This window comes from Zooshikella sp. RANM57 (assembly GCF_050749885.1).
Lineage (GTDB): Bacteria > Pseudomonadota > Gammaproteobacteria > Pseudomonadales > Zooshikellaceae > Zooshikella.
Genome location: NZ_JBOIUB010000001.1, coordinates 1,137,110 through 1,157,757, shown reverse-complemented (window position 1 = coordinate 1,157,757; position 20,648 = coordinate 1,137,110). Strand labels below are relative to the sequence as shown.

Sequence of the window (20,648 nt, the reverse complement as noted above, 5' to 3'; positions counted from 1 at the left end):
TCCTAATTGCTCTGTGCTTTGAAAAAGCGTAACCGGTTTGCATTAGTGACTACCGTAACGGATGAAAATGCCATGGCAGCACCAGCAATAACTGGATTTAACAGCATACCCCAAAGTGGATATAAAATACCTGCGGCTATTGGAATACCTGCAATATTATAAATAAAAGCACCCAATAAATTTTGTTTAATATTGTTTAAAGTGGCTTTACTAATAGCTATTGCATCTGCTAAGCCATGCAAAGAACCACGCATCAGTGTGACATCAGCACTTTCGATTGCGACATCGGTACCTGTTCCTATCGCAAATCCAACATGGGCTCTGGCTAACGCAGGCGCATCATTAATGCCATCTCCGGTCATACCAACAATTTCACCTTGCTGTTGCAAAATAGCCACTTTCTCTGCTTTTTCTTCAGGTAATACCTCCGCAAAAAAGTCATTAATGCCTACCTTTTTTGCAACAGCATTTGCAGTAGCTTGATTATCACCTGTAATCATCACAACACGAATATTATTTTTCTGTAGCCGTTGAATAGCATTGATCGCATCTTCTTTAATCGGATCAGCAACAGCAATAATTGCACTCAGTTTATGATCAATAGCAAAATAGATGGGTGTTTTTGCTTCGTTGGCCAAAGTACGTATCTCGTCCTCAACACCATCAATATCAACGTTCTTAGCGCGCATTAGCTTTTCATTACCCAATAACAACTGCTTATTCTCGCAGCTTGCTTCAACACCATGACCCGTTATTGCCTTAAAATTATCTGTTTTATTGAGAGATATTTTACGTTCATTAGCCGTTTCAACGATTGCCAAAGCCAATGGGTGTTCTGAACCTGACTCAAGACTCGCAGCAAGTTGGAGGATCGTTTCTTCATTTATATCACTTAAAATAACAATGTCGGTTACTTTAGGTGCACCTTGGGTAATCGTTCCTGTTTTATCTAATACCATTGTCGTGATTTTTGATGCGGTCTGTAACGCTTCACCATTACGAATTAAAACTCCTGCTTCAGCGGCTTTGCCAACCCCCACCATCACCGACATGGGTGTTGCTAACCCTAGCGCACATGGACATGCAATAATTAACACCGTCATTGCTGATACAAGTGCAAAAGCGACAATGGGATCAGGGCCAAAATTGAGCCAGACCAAAGCACTTAATACGGCAATAATCATGACAGTTGGTACAAAATAAGCCGATATTACATCGGCTAAACGACCAATGGGTGGTTTTGAATTTTGTGCACGTTTGACCATATTGATGATATGTGCCAGTGCAGTATCCTTACCAATACGTGTCGCGCTAAATAACACGGAACCCGTCTTATTTAATGTACCACCAACAACCTCATCACCCTCCCCTTTAGCAACAGGCATTGGCTCTCCAGTTAGCATGGACTCATCAACTGTTGTATGTCCTTCTTTAACAACACCATCAACAGGTATTTTTTCACCAGGTCTAACCCGAATAATATCGTTTAACTGTACATGCTCAATGGGAATATCAACTTCTTTTTCACTTCTTACGACACGTGCCGTTTTGGGTTGTAAGCCAATTAACCGTTTAATAGCCTCAGACGTTTTCCCCCTGGCCCTTAACTCAAGCGCTAACCCTAAATTAATTAAGCCAATAATCATGGTTGTTGCTTCAAAATAAACATGACGGGCCATTTCAGGTACACTATTGGGTAGAATGACAACAAGCATAGAGTATAACCAGGCTGCACCTGTTCCCAAGGCAATTAGTGTATCCATCGTTGCTGAATGATGTTTAAGTGACTTCCATGCTCCGATATAAAAGTGCTTCCCGGAGAAAACCATCACTCCAAGGGTCAACAAACCAATAATTAACCAAGCTATCTGATCAGTTGTACTGGAAATGGTCATGTCACCAGTCCAAAGGCCATAAACCATTAGGGGAATTCCCAACCCCAGTGCAATTGTCATATTACGAATGAGTTGTTTATAGTGTTTAAAGTCTGCCTTTGACTTTTCGTCCAAGGCCTCTTTTTCAGTACTGCTAGCCATTACCTGAGCACGATAACCAGCCATCTCTATGGCGTTGATTAGTTGTTCATCAGTGACATGACCAACCACCACAACAATTCGTTGTGCAAAATTCATGGTCGCCTGTTCCACCCCAGATACTTGTTTAAGAGCACCTTCAATTTTACCCACACAACTCGCACACCCTGCGCCTTCAACAAGCAACTGATGCCGTGTAACCTCAGCAATTTCAGTATTTACGATAGACTGTCCCATGACCATTCCTCTATAAAAGCATGTTCTTCAGAGATACCCATAGTAATAGCTATAGCTTAAACCTAGGAGTTACACATAGGTCAAGTTTAATGATCTTATAAGACTGATCTATTGAGGTCATAAAAAAGGCCCTAAACGGGCCTTTTTCTTTTCGTTATTTTAACGGTACTGACTGTTTAATATTTATAGTTTTTTTATTTTTCTAGTGTTTGGAAAATTACCAGGACACACTGCACTACTACCTCGCCCAGTAATCACGTAGCCATCAGGCACGGGAGATATTGAACACATGGTATCGGTACTGCCAGGTATTTTTATCTTCCACACATTAGGAAATTGACCAGGACAGGATGCACTACTTGTTTCACGAGTAATTATATAGTTTTTAGGTAACCTGGATATCTTACAAATAGATTCTGATTGACCTGGCTTTTTAATTTTCCATACATTAGGAAATTGACCAGGACAGGACCCACTGGATGCTTCTGAGGTAATAACATAACCATCAGGAAAAGGTGAAATTTTACAAATACTATCGGATGAACTTGGTTTTTTAATAATCCACATATTTGGAAAATTACCAGAACAACCTGCTCCTGAAGCTTCCCCCGTTATCACCCAACCTTGTGGCACTCGTTGGTTTTTACAAATTTTCATACTACGCGACATAATCGCATTATACATTTCACTTTGATCATCATTTAATGGAAGCAGTCCTTCTTGATTTATTGGACTCAACACTTCTTCAAACTGGCTTTCATTGGCATAAGTTATCGTTGCCAATACACTTGTAATAGCAAAAGCAATAACCGAATAACAAAAGGTTTTTTTCATTTTTTAAGCTCCTTCCTTGAAAATCACAGATTACCCTAATGTATATTACCGATGGAATCAATATAGACAAAAGTCTAAATGTAAACCCATATAACTTTAGATATTACCAAATACTTTATTAGTCAGAAATGAATTTACTCTAGAGGATTTTTTTCTTTAAGCTCTCTAATACGAAACCTTAGATGAACATTTTCAATAACCAGTAAAATGATTGAAATTAAAATGAAAGCCTCAAACATAATAGACTGACCACTACTACTCCAAAACAGCCAGGCTAAAATGGCCAAAACAATAGCAGTAATCAAGAGCAGAAAACGATCAGTGAACAGTTCTAAATATCTTTTCATTAATATATACACCTATTTTATATAGGTATGTTACAAATGTAGCCCCTAGCAATCCCCAGTATAGCCTGAAAATATCTAACCATTATGTAATAAACACAAGTTTATATAGTCAGGAATGCATGACATTTGGCATAACATTTGCTGAAATTGTCAATCTACTGAAGTATAACTACAACTGAAGTATTTTTATGAAGATAATAATTGATGACTTATCTGAGCCAAAAGTAATCCAACTATTAAGCGAACACCTTGAAGGTATGAAAGCTAACTCCCCTCCAGAAAGCATTCATGCACTTGAACTCAATGCACTGCGTAAACCTGATATTACTTTTTGGAGTATATGGGAAGGACATGAGGTCATGGGCTGTGGTGCACTAAAAAGGCTCACGATGCACCATGCTGAACTAAAATCTATGCGAACAGCTAAATCTCACCTACGAAAAGGCATTGCAACTCATCTACTGCAACATATCCTGATTGAAGCCAAAGAACGAGGTTACAAAAAAATCAGTCTTGAAACAGGCACTACAGAAGCGTTCAAGCCTGCACACAAGTTATATCAATGCTTTGGTTTTAACTACTGTGAACCCTTTGCTGACTACTGTAATGATCCTTATAGTGCTTTCATGACCAAACAACTCTAACACCTGTTTTTGTATAACAACACTTTACATCTACCGAATAAGCATACCTCACCATAGAAAAACATATGACATTAAAAATTGTTAAGGTCCACCCTGACTCAGACCAAGCTATTCTGCTCCAAAATGAGCTCTCCGCCAAGCTTCTAGAAATTACAGGAGATACCGGTGAGTCATCATTTAACACACAGGATTTTAACGAATCAACACAATCCATATTTATTATACTTCTAAAAGATAGCGCTCCTGTCGCTTGTGGGTCAATACGGCCCATATCTTCCCGTATTTGTGAAATAAAAAGAATGTATTCAAAACTTCCTAAAAATGGGTTTGGCAACCTTATTCTGGCAGAATTGGAAACATTTGCTAAAGAGTCAGGCTATAAAGAAATCTGGCTTTCAACACGTAAAATTAATAGTAAAGCCATTCAATTTTATTTAAAAAATAATTACCGAATCCAACCAAACTATGGTCGATATCAATTCACTACAACATCTATCTGCTTCTCAAAGCAACTCGCTATTTGACGCTCAAGCATTTAATTTTTAGGGATAAGCTTTAAAGCAATCTTTTTAGCTTTTTTAGCGGCATCAAGATCACCGAGGACATACGCTTGAGTAATAGCACCTTCTTTTAAAAAACAAAGCTCTTCAGTTACAGTCTCAACATTATCATTAGATATATTCAATTGTCGAACATGCTGTTCAATGAGATGAGATACCTTTTCTTTGTGTGCTAGACAGCGCCGATTAATTTCGTGATCACAAAACTCAGCACATGCATTAATAAAAAAACAACCACGAAAATCCATTAATACATCTACTCGACTATTAAACCAATCGTCTAATGCATCAAATAAGGCCTCGATAGCAGGTAAACCTTGTTCGACTTCATTTAATCTCGTGTTGAGCCAGCCAATAAAAATTTGATCTCGATAAGAAACGACTTCACATACCAGTTGTTCTTTGCTTTCAAAATAGGAGTACAGTGTTTTCTTTGCAATACCCGACTCTTTAAGTATTTGGTTTATGCCTACCGCATGAATACCATGTCTATAAAAAAGCTCAAAGGCAGTTTGAATCAGTTTTTCACGTTTATTCATTAACCTACTCATCAAAACCTATCTCTTGAAAAACTATGTTGACACAGGTGAACAAATTTGTCTACCATACCAAGTAGACAGATTGGTCCACCAAAAAAAGAGAAAAGTGTCTTATGACCACAAATGTTCTAACTCGGTGGCCTGCAGTAACCGCAGGTATTGGTGCAATGTTATGTATAACAGCGTTGAGTTCATTAGACCAAGCAACACAATCCCTCGCATGGTTAATGGCGCCTTTTGGTGCAACCATAGTTATTTTGTTTGGACTACCTGATAGCCCACTCGCCCAGCCACGAAATATTATTTTGGGCCACTTAATGACAACACTAATAGGGTTAATTATGCTCCATTTTTTTGTTGTCAATGCCTGGACGCTAGGCGCTGCGGTTGGGCTTGCAGTGGCACTCATGATAGTGACTAAAACGACTCATCCACCAGCAGGTGCCAATCCATTATTAATCATGTTGACAGGGCAGTCTTGGATATTCTTGTTTAACCCTGTATTCATTGGTACCCTACTGATTGTAACGATTGGTGTGGTATATCATCGATGGATTTGTAAGCGTGCTTACCCAAATAAGTGGCTTTAACACTCAATAATAAACTTCACTAAAACATTCTCATATCTTCGATATCAACATGCCAACCTACTAACTCAATTAGTTGATATTATTTAGCCTATGGATGTATTATTTTTAAATGGCACAAGTTGTTCTGGTAAAAGTAGTATAGCTACTGAATTGCAGGCAATATTACCAGATTATTATCTGCACATTGGTATTGATCACTTTATAGCTATGATGCCGTCAAAATCCAACGATTTGGAAGGAAACTCCGAAAAAGAAGGCTTTTACTGGAAGGAAATTTCATTACCCGACAATACAAGTGGTTATCAGATCCAGTCAGGCTCATACGCCATAAAAGTCAATAATGCCTATCGAAAAACAGTTGCAAACTTAGTGAATAGCGGTCTTCGCCTTATCGTAGATGATGTTACAAATGGCGAGGCGGAAATGAAAATATGGAGATCAATCCTAGCACAATATAAAGTAGCCTATATTGCCGTACATTGTGATTTAGACATACTCGAAAATAGAGAAAGAAACAGAAAAAACCGAAAACAAAATACCGCAAAAGAACAGTTTTATCGTGTTCATCAAGGTATTAACTATGATTTCAGTGTTGATACGACTAAAAACTCTACAAAAACCTGTGCTAAGGCAATTGCACAGTTTATCCAGAACTAATAGATACATATCATGATTATATGTTTAGGATCCCCTTCTTTCCCCCCTTTCGTCTTCTGGCTTCACACTTTATGACCCACTTAATTGTTTATTAGATTAACGTTTAAAGACTAGGCTGAGTTTCAAATTGCTTGACTCCTTCAGGAATCTGATACCATGCCTGCTTTTCTCTCACCCATACATGAACCGTTGGATTAATAATACGAGTATCATTCAACGTACATGGTTTTAATTTAATAACGTCTGGTTTATCAGGATCAAAATGATACATGCGATTACCACAGTTTGAACAAAATTTAGCATAGTTTTTATTACCGCTATCTGCTATACGTTCCCACTGTTTCATCTCTCCTTGAAAAACTACCGAACTTGCTTTAACCAAGGCAGTAATACTAAAAGCACTGGTTGACAATTTTTGGCATTCACGACAATGACAAGCAACCACAAGTGAAGGTGCTTCAAGCAATTGATAGGTTACATTTCCACATTGACATGATCCTGCAATCGGATATGAAACATCACTCATGGTGCGCTCCAATGCTCATTAGAAAGAAAGTGAATTACTATATATTTACCCTTCATCAAGAGTATATGTTAAATCTTAAGATCTGTTGACTCTACAGCCGAAATCTTAGATTCAAAGCTAGAAATTCCTGAAAGTGTATTTGTATGATGCTCACGAATTTGTTTAGCCGTTGCATGTTTTTTATCATGTGTGGTATGGGCATCAGCTACCAGTTGTACGTTATAGCCCAATGCTGCAGCTCGGCGAACCGTAGTATCAATACAAAATTCCGAAGCATAACCACAAACTATCAGCGTATCTACGTTTAACGCTTGTAAAGTATCTGCCAAGTTAGTTCGTAAAAATGAATCAGGTGTCGTTTTACGAATTTTATAGTCGTTGTCTGCAACCTTTAGACCTAACTGCAATTTCCAAGTCTCACTTCCATATTCCAGCAATGTATGCGGTTGCTCATGCTGAACGAAAATAACAGGCGTATTTGAATATCTTGCCTGATCAGTAACAGCATTGATTCGTTGTACAACTTCATCAGCTTCATAAGGTCTTGGCTCTTTATCAAAAAGGATACACTGTACATCAATGACCAATACTGCTGATTTCATAATCATTATGCCCTAAAACCCAGTCTATCTTATAAATTACACGGATAGTCAGTACATTCACTCACTATACTTCGCGCTTACCAAGAAGCAATGATAAATTGTTACTGCAAAATAGACAATTTTTGATGTTCCAAAAGCACTCAAGACACCTAACCTTAATCTCATACCTGTCTAAAATTCAACCAATACAGTCTAATTCAAACACGTTGACTACTTTTTAACAACACTACTAACTCATAGATACTGTCTTACCAAAACATATACCCTTTATGAATCGTTTTTATAATCGCAGCTGAACACAAGGGTCTATTGTCAGCATTTAACCCGTAATGAAGATGGAAAAACAAGAAAAAAAGCATTACCAATCCGATAGAATCAAATTGGCGCTGCTAAAAAAACTCAAGGGAAAATTGGAAAGGATAATATAGTGCTAATTTAAAACTTGCTTTGCTCTATATGCATACTCAGTATTGGGATATTTATCAATTATAAATTGGTATGTTGTACGAGCTTCTGCAGATTTATTTAATTTCTGATAGCTTTGTGCTTTTAAGAATAAAAGCTGTGCTTTGGCTTCATTATCATACTCATACATTCTAAGCGCTCTATCAGAAATTTCTATAGTTTCTTCAAAATCACCATCACTAAAATTATTTTGCGCTCTAATAAATGCCCCATCCCTAGCCATGGAACCACAACCTGTTAGCGTCAACGTAAGCATTACCCAAATCAGCTTTTTCATCTGAACAACCTTTCTCCTCTTGTAAATAAGTAAATCTTAACATACTTATTCCCCTAGGAGACTAGGCAATACCGTATTCTTAACCGTTTATAATGTTAACTACTTTACAAAACAGCTCATTATTCAATGATGGATAATCCATAAAAGGTAGATGTTACACTCTAATATACAGCGCCTTTAACAAGCTTGAAATAAATCAGAGCGATATCACCTTAATGTTGGCGTGAGAAAATAGCTATGGAAATGTACCCACTCAGCGAGTTGTCTTGCTCAAAAAGGCTTGATGCTTGCTAAAGCATCTATTTTTTTGTCAGCATAGCTTGGTCTTTACCCATAGAAGGCCTACCACTTACGCCTCGCGGCACATGAGTAATTTTTCCACCAGACTTCAGGTATTCATCAACTTGAGCCTCAATAGACTGATGGGTTTCAGCAACATCACTTGCCTTTACTTTCTTGCGTGGCATGTTTATTCTCTCATGTTAATCTTATAATTACTTGTTAAGTATAGTATAGGATTACAATTAATACAGTACGTATATGAGCGTTCATTTAATAAATATTTTTTCAATTAAAATACTATTAAGAAGAGAGTAGAATTCATAGCCCTTCTTAGCACTCAAGCCTGAGGGAATTGACTATGAAGTGTCCTAAGTGTCAATGTGAACAACCAGACTCCAATACAGCATGCAAACACTGCGGTATTATTTTTGAAAAATATTTCAAATACCACCCAACAGAAAACTCCACTATTTCTCAAACGGAAACGAGCATATATCCTAAAATAACACTTAAGGAAACTTTATTTTACCCTGGGGAAAAAGTTGACAGCCCTTCCGTATACAGTCGTGCTGCGGTGCTGATAGTAATCAGCATTTGGGGATTATTGTTAATTTTTTCTTCAATTAGTAGCAATGCTACAGGTAGTTCATTCTTACATTTAATAAATTTACCTTTTCATGAAGCAGGTCATGTTATTTTTCGACCTTTTGGTGAGTTTATGACCTCTCTCGGTGGAACATTAGGTCAACTACTAATGCCTCTAATTTGTTTTTATGTTTTTTTAATTAAACAACACAACACTTTTGCTGCATCAGTCTGTGCCTGGTGGTTTGGCGAAAATTTTCTAGACATGGCACCTTATATTAATGATGCCAGGGCTGGTCAACTGTTATTGCTAGGAGGAAACTATGGACATTCATCACCTTATGGTTTTCATGACTGGGAGTACATTTTGACTGAAACAGGCTTACTTCAATACGATCAATCCATTGCGGTAGGTGTACACTGCTTAGGATCAATAATAATGATCAGCTCAGTCCTTTGGGGAACCATCATCGTCTTAAAGCAATTTAAAATGCTACATTAACCTTGTTTCTTTGCTATAATTCAGACTTCCTCCAAATGATTTTTTCTGGGTAAGCGATGAATTAGCCAATAACCAACACTCATTGACAAAACAACCACACCAATAGCAAATATATAAAAGGGATCTGACGCTTCATGATCCATAATAATCACTTTTCGAGCAATAGCCATGAGTGCTGTCGCCATTACAATCTTGACATGAATAACATCATCTCGCAAACAAACCGTAATATTTATAAATATTTCAATGGCGATTAACACCGCTAAAAATGCTCCAAATGTAGCAAGCATATCGGTTCTTGTTAAAATTAAGAATGATGGAGATATAAGCCTTTGGTACAAAGCCCAGCCTACACCTATAACACCCATAATGATAACAAACACCCTAAGTATGGCCAGCACCCTAACGGCAAAATGTATAGATTTTTGAAGATGGTATATGAGTTTATCTTGCATATCGATTTTCACAGAGTAAAACCCTCTAATTTAAAGGCAACCGACCTTTTAAATAAACCAAATTTAATGACAGGCATCCGTTAAAGATTAAAAAGTATTTATAAAGCTATTCATTAGCACATCCATTCCAACTAATCCAAAACAGGTGAATCGAAATGATCTGGCTTTAACGTAATGACTGAACATTGAACTGCATCTAGTAAATTTTCAGCCTTATTACCAATTAAAAAGCCTGCAATACCAGTCCTACAAACAGTCCCCATAACAAGCAAATCAACGGTATTTTGGTGAATAAATTTTGGTAATATTTCTTCTGGTTCTCCTTCACTTAATACTTGGTGTAATGTAATTTTTGCTTCTTCAACTGGACGAGTAAGTTCAGTCAGTTTTTCGTTACGTGCATCTCTTTCCTTTAATGCAAACTCAGCAATTTCAAGCTCACTTAACCGCCCCCAAGAACGGAAATACCCTTCACCAAATAAACGCCAAGCATGAAATACATAAAGCTCTGCATCATTCACAGAAGCGAATGATGCGGCACATGAAATTATTTTTTTATTTAACTCAAGCCCATCATCAGTTGGTGCGGCCACGTCCACAGCCGCTAACACACGCTTAATTTTTTTATGAGAATCAGTAACAACTGTCCATAACGGTGTAGGAGACTTTCGCATTAAATGACGCGTAGTACTTTCGAACTGCGCAGCTCTACTTTTATAGCCACGACTTGCATCAATTGCTATTAAGTCAAAACCACCTTCTGAGGCCTTCTTTATTATTTCCACAAAAGGAATACCTGAGACCAGCTCATAATTAAATGTACTATTGTTATATTGATGGGCTAACTCATTCACTTCATTGTCTAACTTTTTTTGCTGTGCCTTCTTAATCTGCTCTAGTATTTCCCACGAAGCCTGTTCTGTATACTGTGCTACACAATTAGGTGTTATCTGTTCAATAACAGACAATAATGTAACAGGAATTTTCTTTTGATTCGCAAATTGGAATATTTGATGAAAATTCTCTGTCACAGATTATTCAGGCGAAATTGGCACTAAAATTTTCTTAATATTCATGATAACACCTCTCTTTGATTGCTAAATAAACCCTATCCAAGTCAAGACAGCCAATATCCATAAGTAATATAGATTGGAATCCCTACCAATACATTAAATGGAAATGTGACCGCTAATGATGCGGTAATAGACAGACTCATATTAGCTTTTGGTAAAGCCACTTTAAGTGCAGCAGGTACCGCAATATAAGAGGCACTTGCCTCTTCAAACCAATTGCAATCATTAAAAAAAGGGTAAGTGTTTGTGAAAGCCCTTTAGGAAAAAATAATTCTGCCCGCATTAATTTAGCAATAATCCCTAGTATAAAAATGCAACGACAACATCAAACTGCATACTTCCTCCATTGAAAGTCAAGTGCTAAAAACACTATTTTTCAGTGATGAGTGGCTAATCGCAGAAGGTTCGCTTGTCTGTTTTAATGCTTTTGCATTTATTAGGTTAATGGATAGTAAAAAAGCACCCACACAAGCTAGTGCCCAGCTGATATAATTTTGACTGACTAACACTGTCCCCACCAAAATCAAACACAAACCAACCAAAACCCCAAAGGTCACAGATCGATTAAATCTCATAATTCATCCTCCCTTAATTTTCCTAATAACCTGGCAAACTATCTAACATCTCGTTTTCCTATGAACAGTCGGTTTTAACAAACCAAACTAACTCTGTTAAAAAACCTTCGTTATGGGATAATCATGAACTACAAATTAGTTAGATAAAAATAGATATTATCTAGATTTTATATAGATAAATATCTATATATTGTCATATCAACTACTATTCCAGTTATTTTCGGTTAATTAATACGTTTATTTTTTAATAAGATAATAGTATTTAGAACCGTAGACATCTTGAATCAAGCTTGATATGGCACTCTTTTACAAACTGTATATTATATAGAGATATAGCTATAATATTTTTAATGGAATAGATATAAATCTATATAATTACATCAACACAGCTTTCTCATTATGACTTCAAGACTACATGCACATATCGGAACTATACGTCAGCTGGAAATCTTTCTTGCGGTTTATGAAGGAGGCAGTATTACAGCAGCATCTGAGACTCTTCACCTAACGCAACCGACGGTTTCTATGCAAATCAAAAAGCTGGTTGAAGCCATTGATATGCCTCTTTATGAACAAGTCGGCCGGAAACTTGTCTTTACTGATGCTGGGCACACGCTGGCTACAACCGCCAAAGATGTACTCAGCAGTTTTGTTGACTTAGAAACAAAACTATCCGACTTACGAGGCCTTAAGTCAGGTACTTTAAAAATAGCTGTAGTGACTACATCTCAGTACTTTATTCCTCATTTATTAGGGCCTTTTTGTCAGCGTTACCCTGCAATAGACATCCAGTTAAAAGTAGCCAATCGTCAGCAAGTTATTGATCGATTAACTGCAGGTAAAGACGACTTTTGTGTATTCAGCCACTTACCTGAAGATATAGCCATCGAAACGATTGAATTTCTACCAAATCCTCTTGTTGCAATTGCTCCTCAGCATCACCCTTTGGCAACTAAAAAGCGAATTCAACTTGAAACAATCACCAATGCACCTTTTTTAATGAGGGAAAAGGGTTCAGGCACTCGCTTCGCCATCGAAGAATTTATGAAAGAGCACCAAATACAGTTAAACCTCAAAATGACCATTGAAAGCAACGAAGCCATTAAACATGCCGTGATGTCTGGCTTAGGCTTAGGCATATCCATCCTTTCTGCACATACCCTTGCTTTTGGTGGACGCTCAAGATTAGTAGAATTACCAATCAAAGCACTCCCAATAAAAACGCACTGGTACTTTGCCTGGTTACAAGGCAAACAACTTTCAATTATTGCAAACACATTTTTAAACTACGTACAGTCAGAAGGCAAAGAGACTCTACTATCAGAGCTGCACCAAGAAAAGTTGGATGTGTAATAAGCTTAGAAAAAGTTGATCTACTTAATAAATAACCAAACTACCAGCCTAAGCTCATAATTACTGTCAGGGACAAAACACCTTAAAATATTACATTTTTATTACCTTTCATCTATTCTCTTGAAATAAATCACTTTATACCAGTTTAGTTACGTGTATATAACGATAACTAATGTTCACCTTAACTGTATTTATCATTTTCCGCATATCCATACTTACACAATAAGAAAAGCTTAATCCGTGCATGTATTATACTTGGCTGTTATTAGATGACACATCTAGACTTACTTGATAACAATATATTGACAGAAAAATAGACACCCTAAACTTTTCATCAGAACGAGTCAAATAACCTAAAACCTGGTCCCTTGTTATATGACATATAAACATGTTAACCCAGAGCAAAAAAAACATAATATTTTTCAGAAAGAAGAATATTTACACGCCATATTAAACTCTATCATTGAGAGTGTTATTACCATTAATATTGAAGGCACTATTGTAGATATAAATGCTATTGGGGAAAAACTATTTGGCTACTCATCTGGAGAACTTATAGGTTCCAATCTTACTTGTCTCCTTCCTGAGCTAACACCCACTAACTTCCAGTATTTATTTACTAACAACTTAGATATTAACACTGCACATGAAATTAACGGTATTCGTAAGGATGGCAGTCCTATTATACTCGACTTATCAGTTTCTGAAGTAAAACTAAAGAGTGACAAATATGCTGTTCTTTTATTACGTGATATCACTGCAAAGAAGAAACTGGAAAGCAAAGTACATCGCTCTGAAAAAATAAAGTCAATGGTAACAGATGCCTGCCTTGATGCTATGGTGACCGTTAATATGGATGGTTATGTACAAGAGTATAATACTGCAGCGGAACAACTATTTGGTTGGAAACGTGAAGAAATTACTGGACAACTGATGGAAAATTTCTTTATTCCAGAAGAAATGCGGGAATCTCATCGCAATGGTATGCTTCGATTTAAAAAAGAAGGAAAAGGACCATTAATTGGAAACAGAGTTGAGATCGAAGCAATAAACAAAAGTGGTGAACGGTTTCCTGTTGAATTAGCGTTAGTAGCAACAGAAATTGATGGAGAGCGATTAGCTACAGCTTTCATAAGGGATATCAGTGATAGAAAACATGCTGAAGCTGAACTAATTGCCACACGCGATGCCGCAGAAGAAGCTTCTCAAGCAAAATCACGCTTTCTTTCACATATGAGTCATGAAATCCGCTCTCCACTTAATGCTGTACTTTGTTCAGTTAACTTAATAGCAGAACGTTTAAAAGACCCTAGTCATTTACGGCTATTACAAACAGCAAAAACCAGTGGACATGCTTTACTTGCCGTGATTAATGAAGTTCTTGACTTCTCTAAAATTGAAGCAGGTCACTTGTCTATCATATCCGATAAGACAAACTTATTTTCACTCATAGAAGATGTATTAAACAGTGCCCAGGCACGTTTAGAATCCAGTGATGTTGACTTATTATATTTTGTAGATCTTGCCATAAATCAAATAACAACAGACCCTGTTAGATTCCGTCAAATTTTAAACGTATTAGTCGATAATGCTATTAAATTTACAAAAAAAGGGGTTGTATCAGTTACCGTCCTACCTATAACATTAAACTCAGGAAAAACAGCAATAAGGGTGTCCGTTTTCGACACAGGTGTAGGTATTCCTGGTGAACACCTACCCAGTGTGTTTAATGAGTTTGAGCAAGTAGATGCTACTATAGACAGTCGCTACGGTGGCACAGGGTTGGGGCTAACTATTGCAAGAAAATTAGTGGAACTATTAAATGGAAATATTTACGTTACCAGTGAATTGTATAAAGGAAGTTGCTTTAGCTTTATAATTCCAGTCACGATTGAAACGTGTGATATTAATAAATATAACTTTTCACTTAAAAAAATTATATTTATAACGCCAAATAATGAGTTACGCAAAGAACTTGCAGAGCAACTGAAGCAAATAGGAAATCAATACTTTAGTTTCTCATCTCTTAAAGAGTTACACCAAGCTATAATGATTAATGATATTTGTCTTGATCACTGCATATTAATTGTAGACGAGCGAACGCCTGGCCTACTTTTTCAAGATAATCAAAAAAACGCTAACTTAGAATGGCTACCCCATAATAGCGATCACAGTTTCTGTGTTTGTACTGATTGGGCGGAATTAAACCCTCCATTTTCTTCATTTAAACGAGTTCCAAAACCGCTTTCTCTAAATTTAATTTTTAAAAACATGGCAATTACTAAAGAAGAAACTGAATCACCGACTGACTATACAGATCAATGTAATGCGGGTCATTTATTATTAGTAGAAGATGTCGCAGCCAATCGACTTGTTGCAGGTGAAATGCTGAGAAGTCGTGGATTCGATGTTAAAACAGCAAACGATGGAGAAGAAGCATTATATATTGCAATGCAAGATATTTTTGATGTGATACTAATGGATATCCGTATGCCTAAAATGAATGGCTATGAAGCAACAAAAGCCATTCGATATAGTAAAGGTCCTAACGCGGAAACACCAATAATTGCTTTGACTGCAAATGCTGAAAGAAATGAAATTGAAAAGTGCCTTCAATTAGGTATGAATGACTTTGTGAGTAAACCCTTTGATGTAGATAATTTACTTAAAGCGATCAAACGATGTCATTCAAATAATAGCTCACAAAATAAACTGCCAGACGCTCTAGAACAACTAGAAGACAGAAATAACGAACCCCTTCTGGAGCAGTCAATATTGAATCAGCTTATCAAGGATACTTCACAAGAATCACTAGTTCCTCTACTCAATATGTTCATCACTGAGTTAGATACTCGGTATGAATCTATCGATTTAGCAGTTGATGTTAAAGATTTTGATGTTTTACGTGAAGAAGCTCATGCATTAAAAAGCTGCAGCGGAACTTTTGGAGCATCCAAATTACAACGGCTTGCGATGCAACTTGAGTATGCAGCTAAAGACTATGATACATCTTTAGTTAATACCATAGCGGCCGAATTTCAATCTACTTTATTAGCCACACGAGACAACTATCAAGACTACTTAAAGAAAAAACAATGATCCATCGTTTTCATTATTAATCAAAACAAAGACTACACATTAACTAATAAACTAAAATTTAGCGCGAATATGGAAAAAGAAAACAGATATCATGTTCTGATTGTTGAAGATAGTACATCAACAGCTCAAGTTTACTGCCACTATTTAGAAAATGAGTTTCAAGTAAGTGTTGTACATTCAGGTAAAAATGCTTTATCCGCCGTCAAAGAGGCACATTTTGATGTCATATTACTTGATGTCCAGTTACCCGATATTTCAGGGTTAGATATTTTAAAATCCATAAGAAAAAAAGACAGTAGCATAACGATCATCTTGATGACAGCACACAGTTCTATTGACTTAGCCGTTGATGCAATGCGCCTAGGTGCTAATGACTTTCTAACTAAGCCCTTTGATCGTACCAGACTCATTGTCACCATCAATAACGTTCTTAAAGAAAGAAGATTAACTGATATTCTGCATGAATACGAAAAAAACTGTAATCGAAACCAATTTCACCAATTTATTGGTGAATCTCTAGTCATGCAAAATATTTATCGAATTATCGAGAGTGCCGCTTCCAGCCAAGCTACTATTTTCATTACCGGAGAGAGCGGTACTGGTAAGGAACTATGTGCAGAAGCAGCTCACCTAGAAAGCGATCGTTCTGCAAAGCCTTTTATCCCATTAAACTGTGCAGCAATACCCAGAGATTTACTCGAAAGCGAAATTTTTGGTCACGTCAAGGGAGCGTTTACTGGAGCCATTACCGCACGAGAGGGAGCAGCATCCAGAGCTACTGGAGGCACATTATTCCTGGATGAAATAGGAGAAATGCCTTTAGATCTACAAAGCAAGCTACTCAGATTTGTTCAATCTGGCACATTCCAGCCTGTAGGCAGTAATCGAGAAATTAGGGTAGATGTACGATTCATATGTGCTACCAATAGAGATCCTCTCGTGGAAGTTCGAGAGGGACGTTTTCGTGAAGATCTCTACTATAGATTACATGTTATTCCTATCCATATGCCACCGCTAAGAGAAAGAGGCAAAGATTGTCTGTTAATTGCTAAATCATTCCTTAGTCAATATAACAAGGAAGAAGGAAAGTCCTTTTCAGCCCTGTCAAATGAAGTCGAACAACTATTTCTTGAGTATAATTGGCCTGGTAATGTTAGAGAGTTAAGTAATGTTGTTAGAAATACAGTTGTGTTAAATAAAGGTGAAGTTATTACAATAGATATGTTGCCATCACCGTTTAATGCACGTCAAAATTATGAAAAATTTGTATATCAACGCAATATTAGCTCAATAGAAAAAAATGAGTCTCTATTAAATGACAGCAATGATAAAGAATGTCTACAAAAAATAGTTCCCCCCCATAACAGTGAAATAGACCATTCTAAACCCACATCAGAGTATACTTTTCATGATAAGACCCAGCCAATACTTCCTTTATGGATAGAAGAAAAGCGAATAATTGAAAGAGCCATCTCAAAGTGTGATGGGAACATACCTCGTGCAGCTGCATTTCTTGAAGTCAGTCCTTCAACTATTTACCGTAAAAAACAACATTGGGATAAAAAAAAATCGTCTAACACTTAATTTTAATTTAAAAAATATATTATTCCCATCAAAAAAAGTTAATAAACTGCAATGTAAATTGCATTGCAATTTAATTCTGTTCTATTACACATCACTGACATTCTTTCCTGATAGGGATTCACATATATCCTTAACAAAGCTTTTTAGGAGTGCTCGTTAAACACGCAAATATCAACCTTTTTTTCTTTATGATAGGTGAAAAGCATCGTTGGCCTAAAAAGTGCTGACTACCTTCCTGTTACTTGTAGTAGAGACGTATCCTTTATCCACTTAAAGCCTACTACATTTCGATATTCAATTTGAAACTACATTGGTAAGGACTTATTAATGAGTATGCACAATAATAGACATACCATGGAAATAAAACTACAACACCAAATTGAATCTCTCGATTTATCACAACAAATTTTAATTGTTGAAGATGTTGCTCCTGAGAGAGCCAGATTGGAAATAATTCTATCAAAGGAAGGCTATTCAACTCATACCGCCAGGAATGGACAGGAAGCTTTAACAATCTTAGAGGATACACCTATAGGTATCATAATCTGTGATTGGCGCATGCCAAAAATGAATGGATTAGATTTGCTAAATTACTTGAACTTATATCATCCAATACATCCCTATTTCATTATGCTTACAGGCCAAGGTAGTGCCTCTGATACTATTGCAGCCCTTGATCAAGGTGCTGATGACTTTATACGTAAGCCTTTTTTAAAAGATGAGTTAAGAGCACGTGTACAAGCAGGTTCCAGAGTCGTTGAAATGATAGAGCAATTACGATCTAACACTATTTAATAGACTTTAATATTTAGAGGTCTTTACCTTTATTTCAATAATGCGTTGCAAATTGCAAAACCAAAAATAATTACATTGCAATTTGCAATAAAAACAGCACAACCTCTTCCCCAACCAAACAATATTGAATAATTTTCAGCACTATCAGCCTGGCACATTTTTTGATATTCACTCAATAATCAACTTGTACGCTATTGAAAAAGGAATAAACGAGTCAATAGTTATTTACCCCTTTTAAATTTGGAGAATGCTTACATGTGTCTACTTGTCTCTCAGCATAATAAAATCAGTGTAGTACTACTTTCTGAGCAACTTGTCACATCTAATGCAAAAGAAATTAATCTTGCTTTAAAAAAATTAATTAAAGCAGGCCATCAAAAACTTATACTTGATTTATCTATACTTACTGATATTGACTTACGAGGCTTAAGTGTCCTAGTTACTACTCATCACTACCTTGCCAAAGTCGGTGGTAAAATGGCCCTATTAACTCCAACTTGTCATGTACAAATTTTAATTGATTTAACTCAACAGCAACAATTGTTTGAAATTTACCAAGATAAAACAAACGCGGTGATAAGGATGCAGGAAGCTTAAGGAATAAAGCCATGTACTCAAATCAGGATCAGCAATCTGGCAACACGATACTGAAATTATTGCTCATAATTTTACTCATTTCTGGCTGCTCTACACCATTGTCACCAAGTCAAAATAATGAACAACAATGGTATAAAAAGCTTAAAAATAGTCATTTATCTAGCACTGACTATGTTGATCCTGCCTCTTATGAGGCGCTTAATAACCCTCATACACAAATAGTGTCGCATACAACAAAGACTACTACGCCACCACCAGCTCGCCCTCCCCTTTCACCAGGGGATCGCATTCGACTTTTTTCACTCAGTGACTCACAGCTTCAAGAGTTAAGCAGCGAAGATAAGCTACTTAATGGAATTTATGAAGTAGGCATTGATGGCCAAATAAAATTTCCTTACTTACCTCTTATCAAAGCTTCAGGCTTATCACTTTCTGAGCTGGAATTAAAAGTCAATCGAGCCCTCGTGGCTAATAAATTTTTTCGTCAGGGTATGGCTCAAATCTCTATGACACTTGTTCAGTGGGCTCCGGCTAACGTTTACGTTTCAGGTGCAGTCTTTCAACCCGGCCTTCATACAGTAAACCAACGTTCAATTGAGGAAACAAATCAAGTCCAACCACAACTCAGTGGTAATTTACCCATTAATCGTATGCTACCAAATGCATTAAAGGCCGCAGGAGGTGTTAGACCAAATGCAGATATTAGCCACATCGAGTTAACGAGAGGCAAGACGACTTATGTCGTTGATCTCTCGGGTTTAGTGTTAGGATATTCTGCAACTCAAATCCCCTTAATGGATGGGGATCAGCTTTTTGTTCCTGATGCAGGGGCACCCCAGCAAGCCTTAATGCAACCCACAGCTATCACTCCTCCGGGAATAAGAGTATATATTTCCAACCTTTCTGTACCTGCAGCAAGCAATGCAAACTCTGCCATCTCTAAAGACGCCACCAGTCTGCCCTACGGGTCCAGATTACTACATGCAGCTGTATCTGGTAATTGTGCTGGAGGAACAGGTGCAACAAATAGTGACCGGTATGCAATTTTAGTTACTCAGTCACCCACAACACAACTACCAATAACCATTGAGCGAGAAATTGAAGGACTATTACAGAACCCAGAGCGTCTTGACATTAATCCTTACCTAATGCCCAACGACAATATTGTTTGCTATGACTCATCACTTACCAACTTTCGTGATATTGGCCGAGCCATTTTAGACATTTTACTTCCAATTTCATTATTTAAATTATGAACCAGTCTGTCTATAAGCTAAATACTGATAACGCCAGACAGATTCCTACGGAATCCGTAAGCTCCCATGGGTTCTTATATAAAGCAATTGTATTTGGGTCTAGTCTCTCACCCAAAAAACGCCTAGTTCTTTACTCATCAATCTTATTATTAAGTTTGTCGTTAATTTGGTTACCAATTTC

At 36.9% G+C, this 20,648-nt stretch carries 23 protein-coding genes and 1 pseudogene; 11 read left to right on the top strand and 13 right to left on the bottom strand.

The features are described 5' to 3' along the window. Positions 1–2: 2 nt before the first annotated feature. The 3 genes from ACQ96U_RS04520 to ACQ96U_RS04510 form a co-directional block, all read right to left on the bottom strand. Positions 3–2,270, bottom strand: a complete 2,268-nt coding sequence (locus ACQ96U_RS04520; RefSeq protein ID WP_431720039.1) for a heavy metal translocating P-type ATPase — start codon at positions 2,268–2,270, stop codon at positions 3–5. A gap of 183 nt (positions 2,271–2,453) precedes the next feature. Further along, the gene (locus ACQ96U_RS04515; RefSeq protein WP_431720038.1) at positions 2,454–3,104 is read right to left on the bottom strand and encodes a hypothetical protein; all 651 of its coding nucleotides are present in this window, start codon (positions 3,102–3,104) and stop codon (positions 2,454–2,456) included. 134 nt (positions 3,105–3,238) lie between these two features. Continuing rightward, the gene (locus tag ACQ96U_RS04510; protein WP_431720037.1) at positions 3,239–3,451 is read right to left on the bottom strand and encodes a hypothetical protein; all 213 of its coding nucleotides are present in this window, start codon (positions 3,449–3,451) and stop codon (positions 3,239–3,241) included. Between the two features lie 188 nt (positions 3,452–3,639). Between ACQ96U_RS04510 and ACQ96U_RS04505 the strand changes: the two genes are divergently transcribed. Continuing rightward, a complete protein-coding gene (locus ACQ96U_RS04505; RefSeq protein ID WP_431720036.1) occupies positions 3,640–4,095 on the top strand; it encodes a GNAT family N-acetyltransferase in 456 nt (151 codons plus the stop codon). 65 nt (positions 4,096–4,160) lie between these two features. After that, positions 4,161–4,619: a GNAT family N-acetyltransferase gene (locus ACQ96U_RS04500; protein WP_431720035.1), complete on the top strand. Its 459-nt coding sequence runs from the start codon at positions 4,161–4,163 to the stop codon at positions 4,617–4,619. Between the two features lie 11 nt (positions 4,620–4,630). Here ACQ96U_RS04500 and ACQ96U_RS04495 read toward each other — a convergent pair whose 3' ends face one another. Next, positions 4,631–5,194, bottom strand: a complete 564-nt coding sequence (locus tag ACQ96U_RS04495) for a TetR/AcrR family transcriptional regulator (RefSeq protein WP_431720034.1) — start codon at positions 5,192–5,194, stop codon at positions 4,631–4,633. 113 nt (positions 5,195–5,307) lie between these two features. On the opposite strand from ACQ96U_RS04495, the gene ACQ96U_RS04490 reads away from it, so the two are divergent. Both ACQ96U_RS04490 and ACQ96U_RS04485 read left to right on the top strand, forming a co-directional pair. Further along, positions 5,308–5,784: an HPP family protein gene (locus tag ACQ96U_RS04490; protein WP_431720033.1), complete on the top strand. Its 477-nt coding sequence runs from the start codon at positions 5,308–5,310 to the stop codon at positions 5,782–5,784. Positions 5,785–5,874: 90 nt separating this feature from the next. Next, the gene (locus tag ACQ96U_RS04485) at positions 5,875–6,441 is read left to right on the top strand and encodes a chloramphenicol phosphotransferase CPT family protein (RefSeq protein ID WP_431720032.1); all 567 of its coding nucleotides are present in this window, start codon (positions 5,875–5,877) and stop codon (positions 6,439–6,441) included. 103 nt (positions 6,442–6,544) lie between these two features. Here the strand turns inward: ACQ96U_RS04485 and ACQ96U_RS04480 are convergent, their stop codons facing one another. From ACQ96U_RS04480 to ACQ96U_RS04465, 4 genes are all read right to left on the bottom strand, one after another. Next, positions 6,545–6,967 carry a GFA family protein gene (locus ACQ96U_RS04480; protein WP_431720031.1) on the bottom strand — a complete coding sequence of 141 codons (423 nt, stop codon included), beginning with the start codon at positions 6,965–6,967 and terminating at the stop codon, positions 6,545–6,547. Between the two features lie 68 nt (positions 6,968–7,035). Then, positions 7,036–7,569 carry a cysteine hydrolase family protein gene (locus ACQ96U_RS04475; protein WP_431720030.1) on the bottom strand — a complete coding sequence of 178 codons (534 nt, stop codon included), beginning with the start codon at positions 7,567–7,569 and terminating at the stop codon, positions 7,036–7,038. A gap of 430 nt (positions 7,570–7,999) precedes the next feature. Then, positions 8,000–8,311, bottom strand: a complete 312-nt coding sequence (locus ACQ96U_RS04470; RefSeq protein WP_431720029.1) for a tetratricopeptide repeat protein — start codon at positions 8,309–8,311, stop codon at positions 8,000–8,002. A gap of 299 nt (positions 8,312–8,610) precedes the next feature. Then, the gene (locus ACQ96U_RS04465; protein WP_431720028.1) at positions 8,611–8,778 is read right to left on the bottom strand and encodes a hypothetical protein; all 168 of its coding nucleotides are present in this window, start codon (positions 8,776–8,778) and stop codon (positions 8,611–8,613) included. Between the two features lie 173 nt (positions 8,779–8,951). On the opposite strand from ACQ96U_RS04465, the gene ACQ96U_RS04460 reads away from it, so the two are divergent. Next, positions 8,952–9,680 (top strand): zinc ribbon domain-containing protein, encoded by a 729-nt coding sequence (locus ACQ96U_RS04460; protein ID WP_431720027.1) that lies wholly within the window; start codon positions 8,952–8,954, stop codon positions 9,678–9,680. Between the two features lie 20 nt (positions 9,681–9,700). On the opposite strand, the gene ACQ96U_RS04455 is transcribed toward ACQ96U_RS04460, so the two are convergent. The 5 genes and pseudogenes from ACQ96U_RS04455 to ACQ96U_RS04435 form a co-directional block, all read right to left on the bottom strand. Continuing rightward, positions 9,701–10,147, bottom strand: a complete 447-nt coding sequence (locus ACQ96U_RS04455) for a phosphate-starvation-inducible PsiE family protein (protein ID WP_431720026.1) — start codon at positions 10,145–10,147, stop codon at positions 9,701–9,703. 119 nt (positions 10,148–10,266) lie between these two features. Then, entirely contained in the window at positions 10,267–11,166 is a 900-nt protein-coding gene (locus ACQ96U_RS04450; protein ID WP_431720025.1) for a universal stress protein, read from the bottom strand. Positions 11,167–11,252: 86 nt separating this feature from the next. Continuing rightward, positions 11,253–11,399: pseudogene (locus tag ACQ96U_RS04445) on the bottom strand (sodium-dependent bicarbonate transport family permease); the annotation flags it as partial. Continuing rightward, entirely contained in the window at positions 11,348–11,515 is a 168-nt protein-coding gene (locus ACQ96U_RS04440; protein WP_431720135.1) for a sodium-dependent bicarbonate transport family permease, read from the bottom strand. The pseudogene ACQ96U_RS04445 and the gene ACQ96U_RS04440, both read right to left, overlap by 52 nt. 46 nt (positions 11,516–11,561) lie before the next feature. Continuing rightward, entirely contained in the window at positions 11,562–11,783 is a 222-nt protein-coding gene (locus tag ACQ96U_RS04435) for a hypothetical protein (protein WP_431720024.1), read from the bottom strand. A gap of 399 nt (positions 11,784–12,182) precedes the next feature. Here ACQ96U_RS04435 and ACQ96U_RS04430 point away from each other — a divergent pair, with 399 nt between their 5' ends. The 6 genes from ACQ96U_RS04430 (at position 12,183) to ACQ96U_RS04405 (ending at position 20,467) form a co-directional block, all read left to right on the top strand. Then, positions 12,183–13,136, top strand: coding sequence for a LysR family transcriptional regulator (locus ACQ96U_RS04430; protein WP_431720023.1), 954 nt, complete (start codon positions 12,183–12,185; stop codon positions 13,134–13,136). 375 nt (positions 13,137–13,511) lie between these two features. Continuing rightward, complete coding sequence (locus tag ACQ96U_RS04425; protein ID WP_431720022.1) at positions 13,512–16,235, top strand: PAS domain S-box protein; 2,724 nt, start codon at positions 13,512–13,514, stop codon at positions 16,233–16,235. 69 nt (positions 16,236–16,304) lie between these two features. Next, positions 16,305–17,819: a sigma-54-dependent transcriptional regulator gene (locus ACQ96U_RS04420; protein ID WP_431720021.1), complete on the top strand. Its 1,515-nt coding sequence runs from the start codon at positions 16,305–16,307 to the stop codon at positions 17,817–17,819. A 327-nt stretch (positions 17,820–18,146) separates the two neighbouring features. Next, positions 18,147–18,614 carry a response regulator transcription factor gene (locus ACQ96U_RS04415; RefSeq protein WP_431720020.1) on the top strand — a complete coding sequence of 156 codons (468 nt, stop codon included), beginning with the start codon at positions 18,147–18,149 and terminating at the stop codon, positions 18,612–18,614. Between the two features lie 255 nt (positions 18,615–18,869). Further along, on the top strand, positions 18,870–19,211 hold the full coding sequence (locus ACQ96U_RS04410; protein ID WP_431720019.1) for an STAS domain-containing protein: 342 nt from the start codon (positions 18,870–18,872) through the stop codon (positions 19,209–19,211). An 11-nt stretch (positions 19,212–19,222) separates the two neighbouring features. Continuing rightward, on the top strand, positions 19,223–20,467 hold the full coding sequence (locus tag ACQ96U_RS04405) for a polysaccharide biosynthesis/export family protein (RefSeq protein ID WP_431720018.1): 1,245 nt from the start codon (positions 19,223–19,225) through the stop codon (positions 20,465–20,467). The last annotated feature ends 181 nt before the right edge of the window (positions 20,468–20,648 follow it).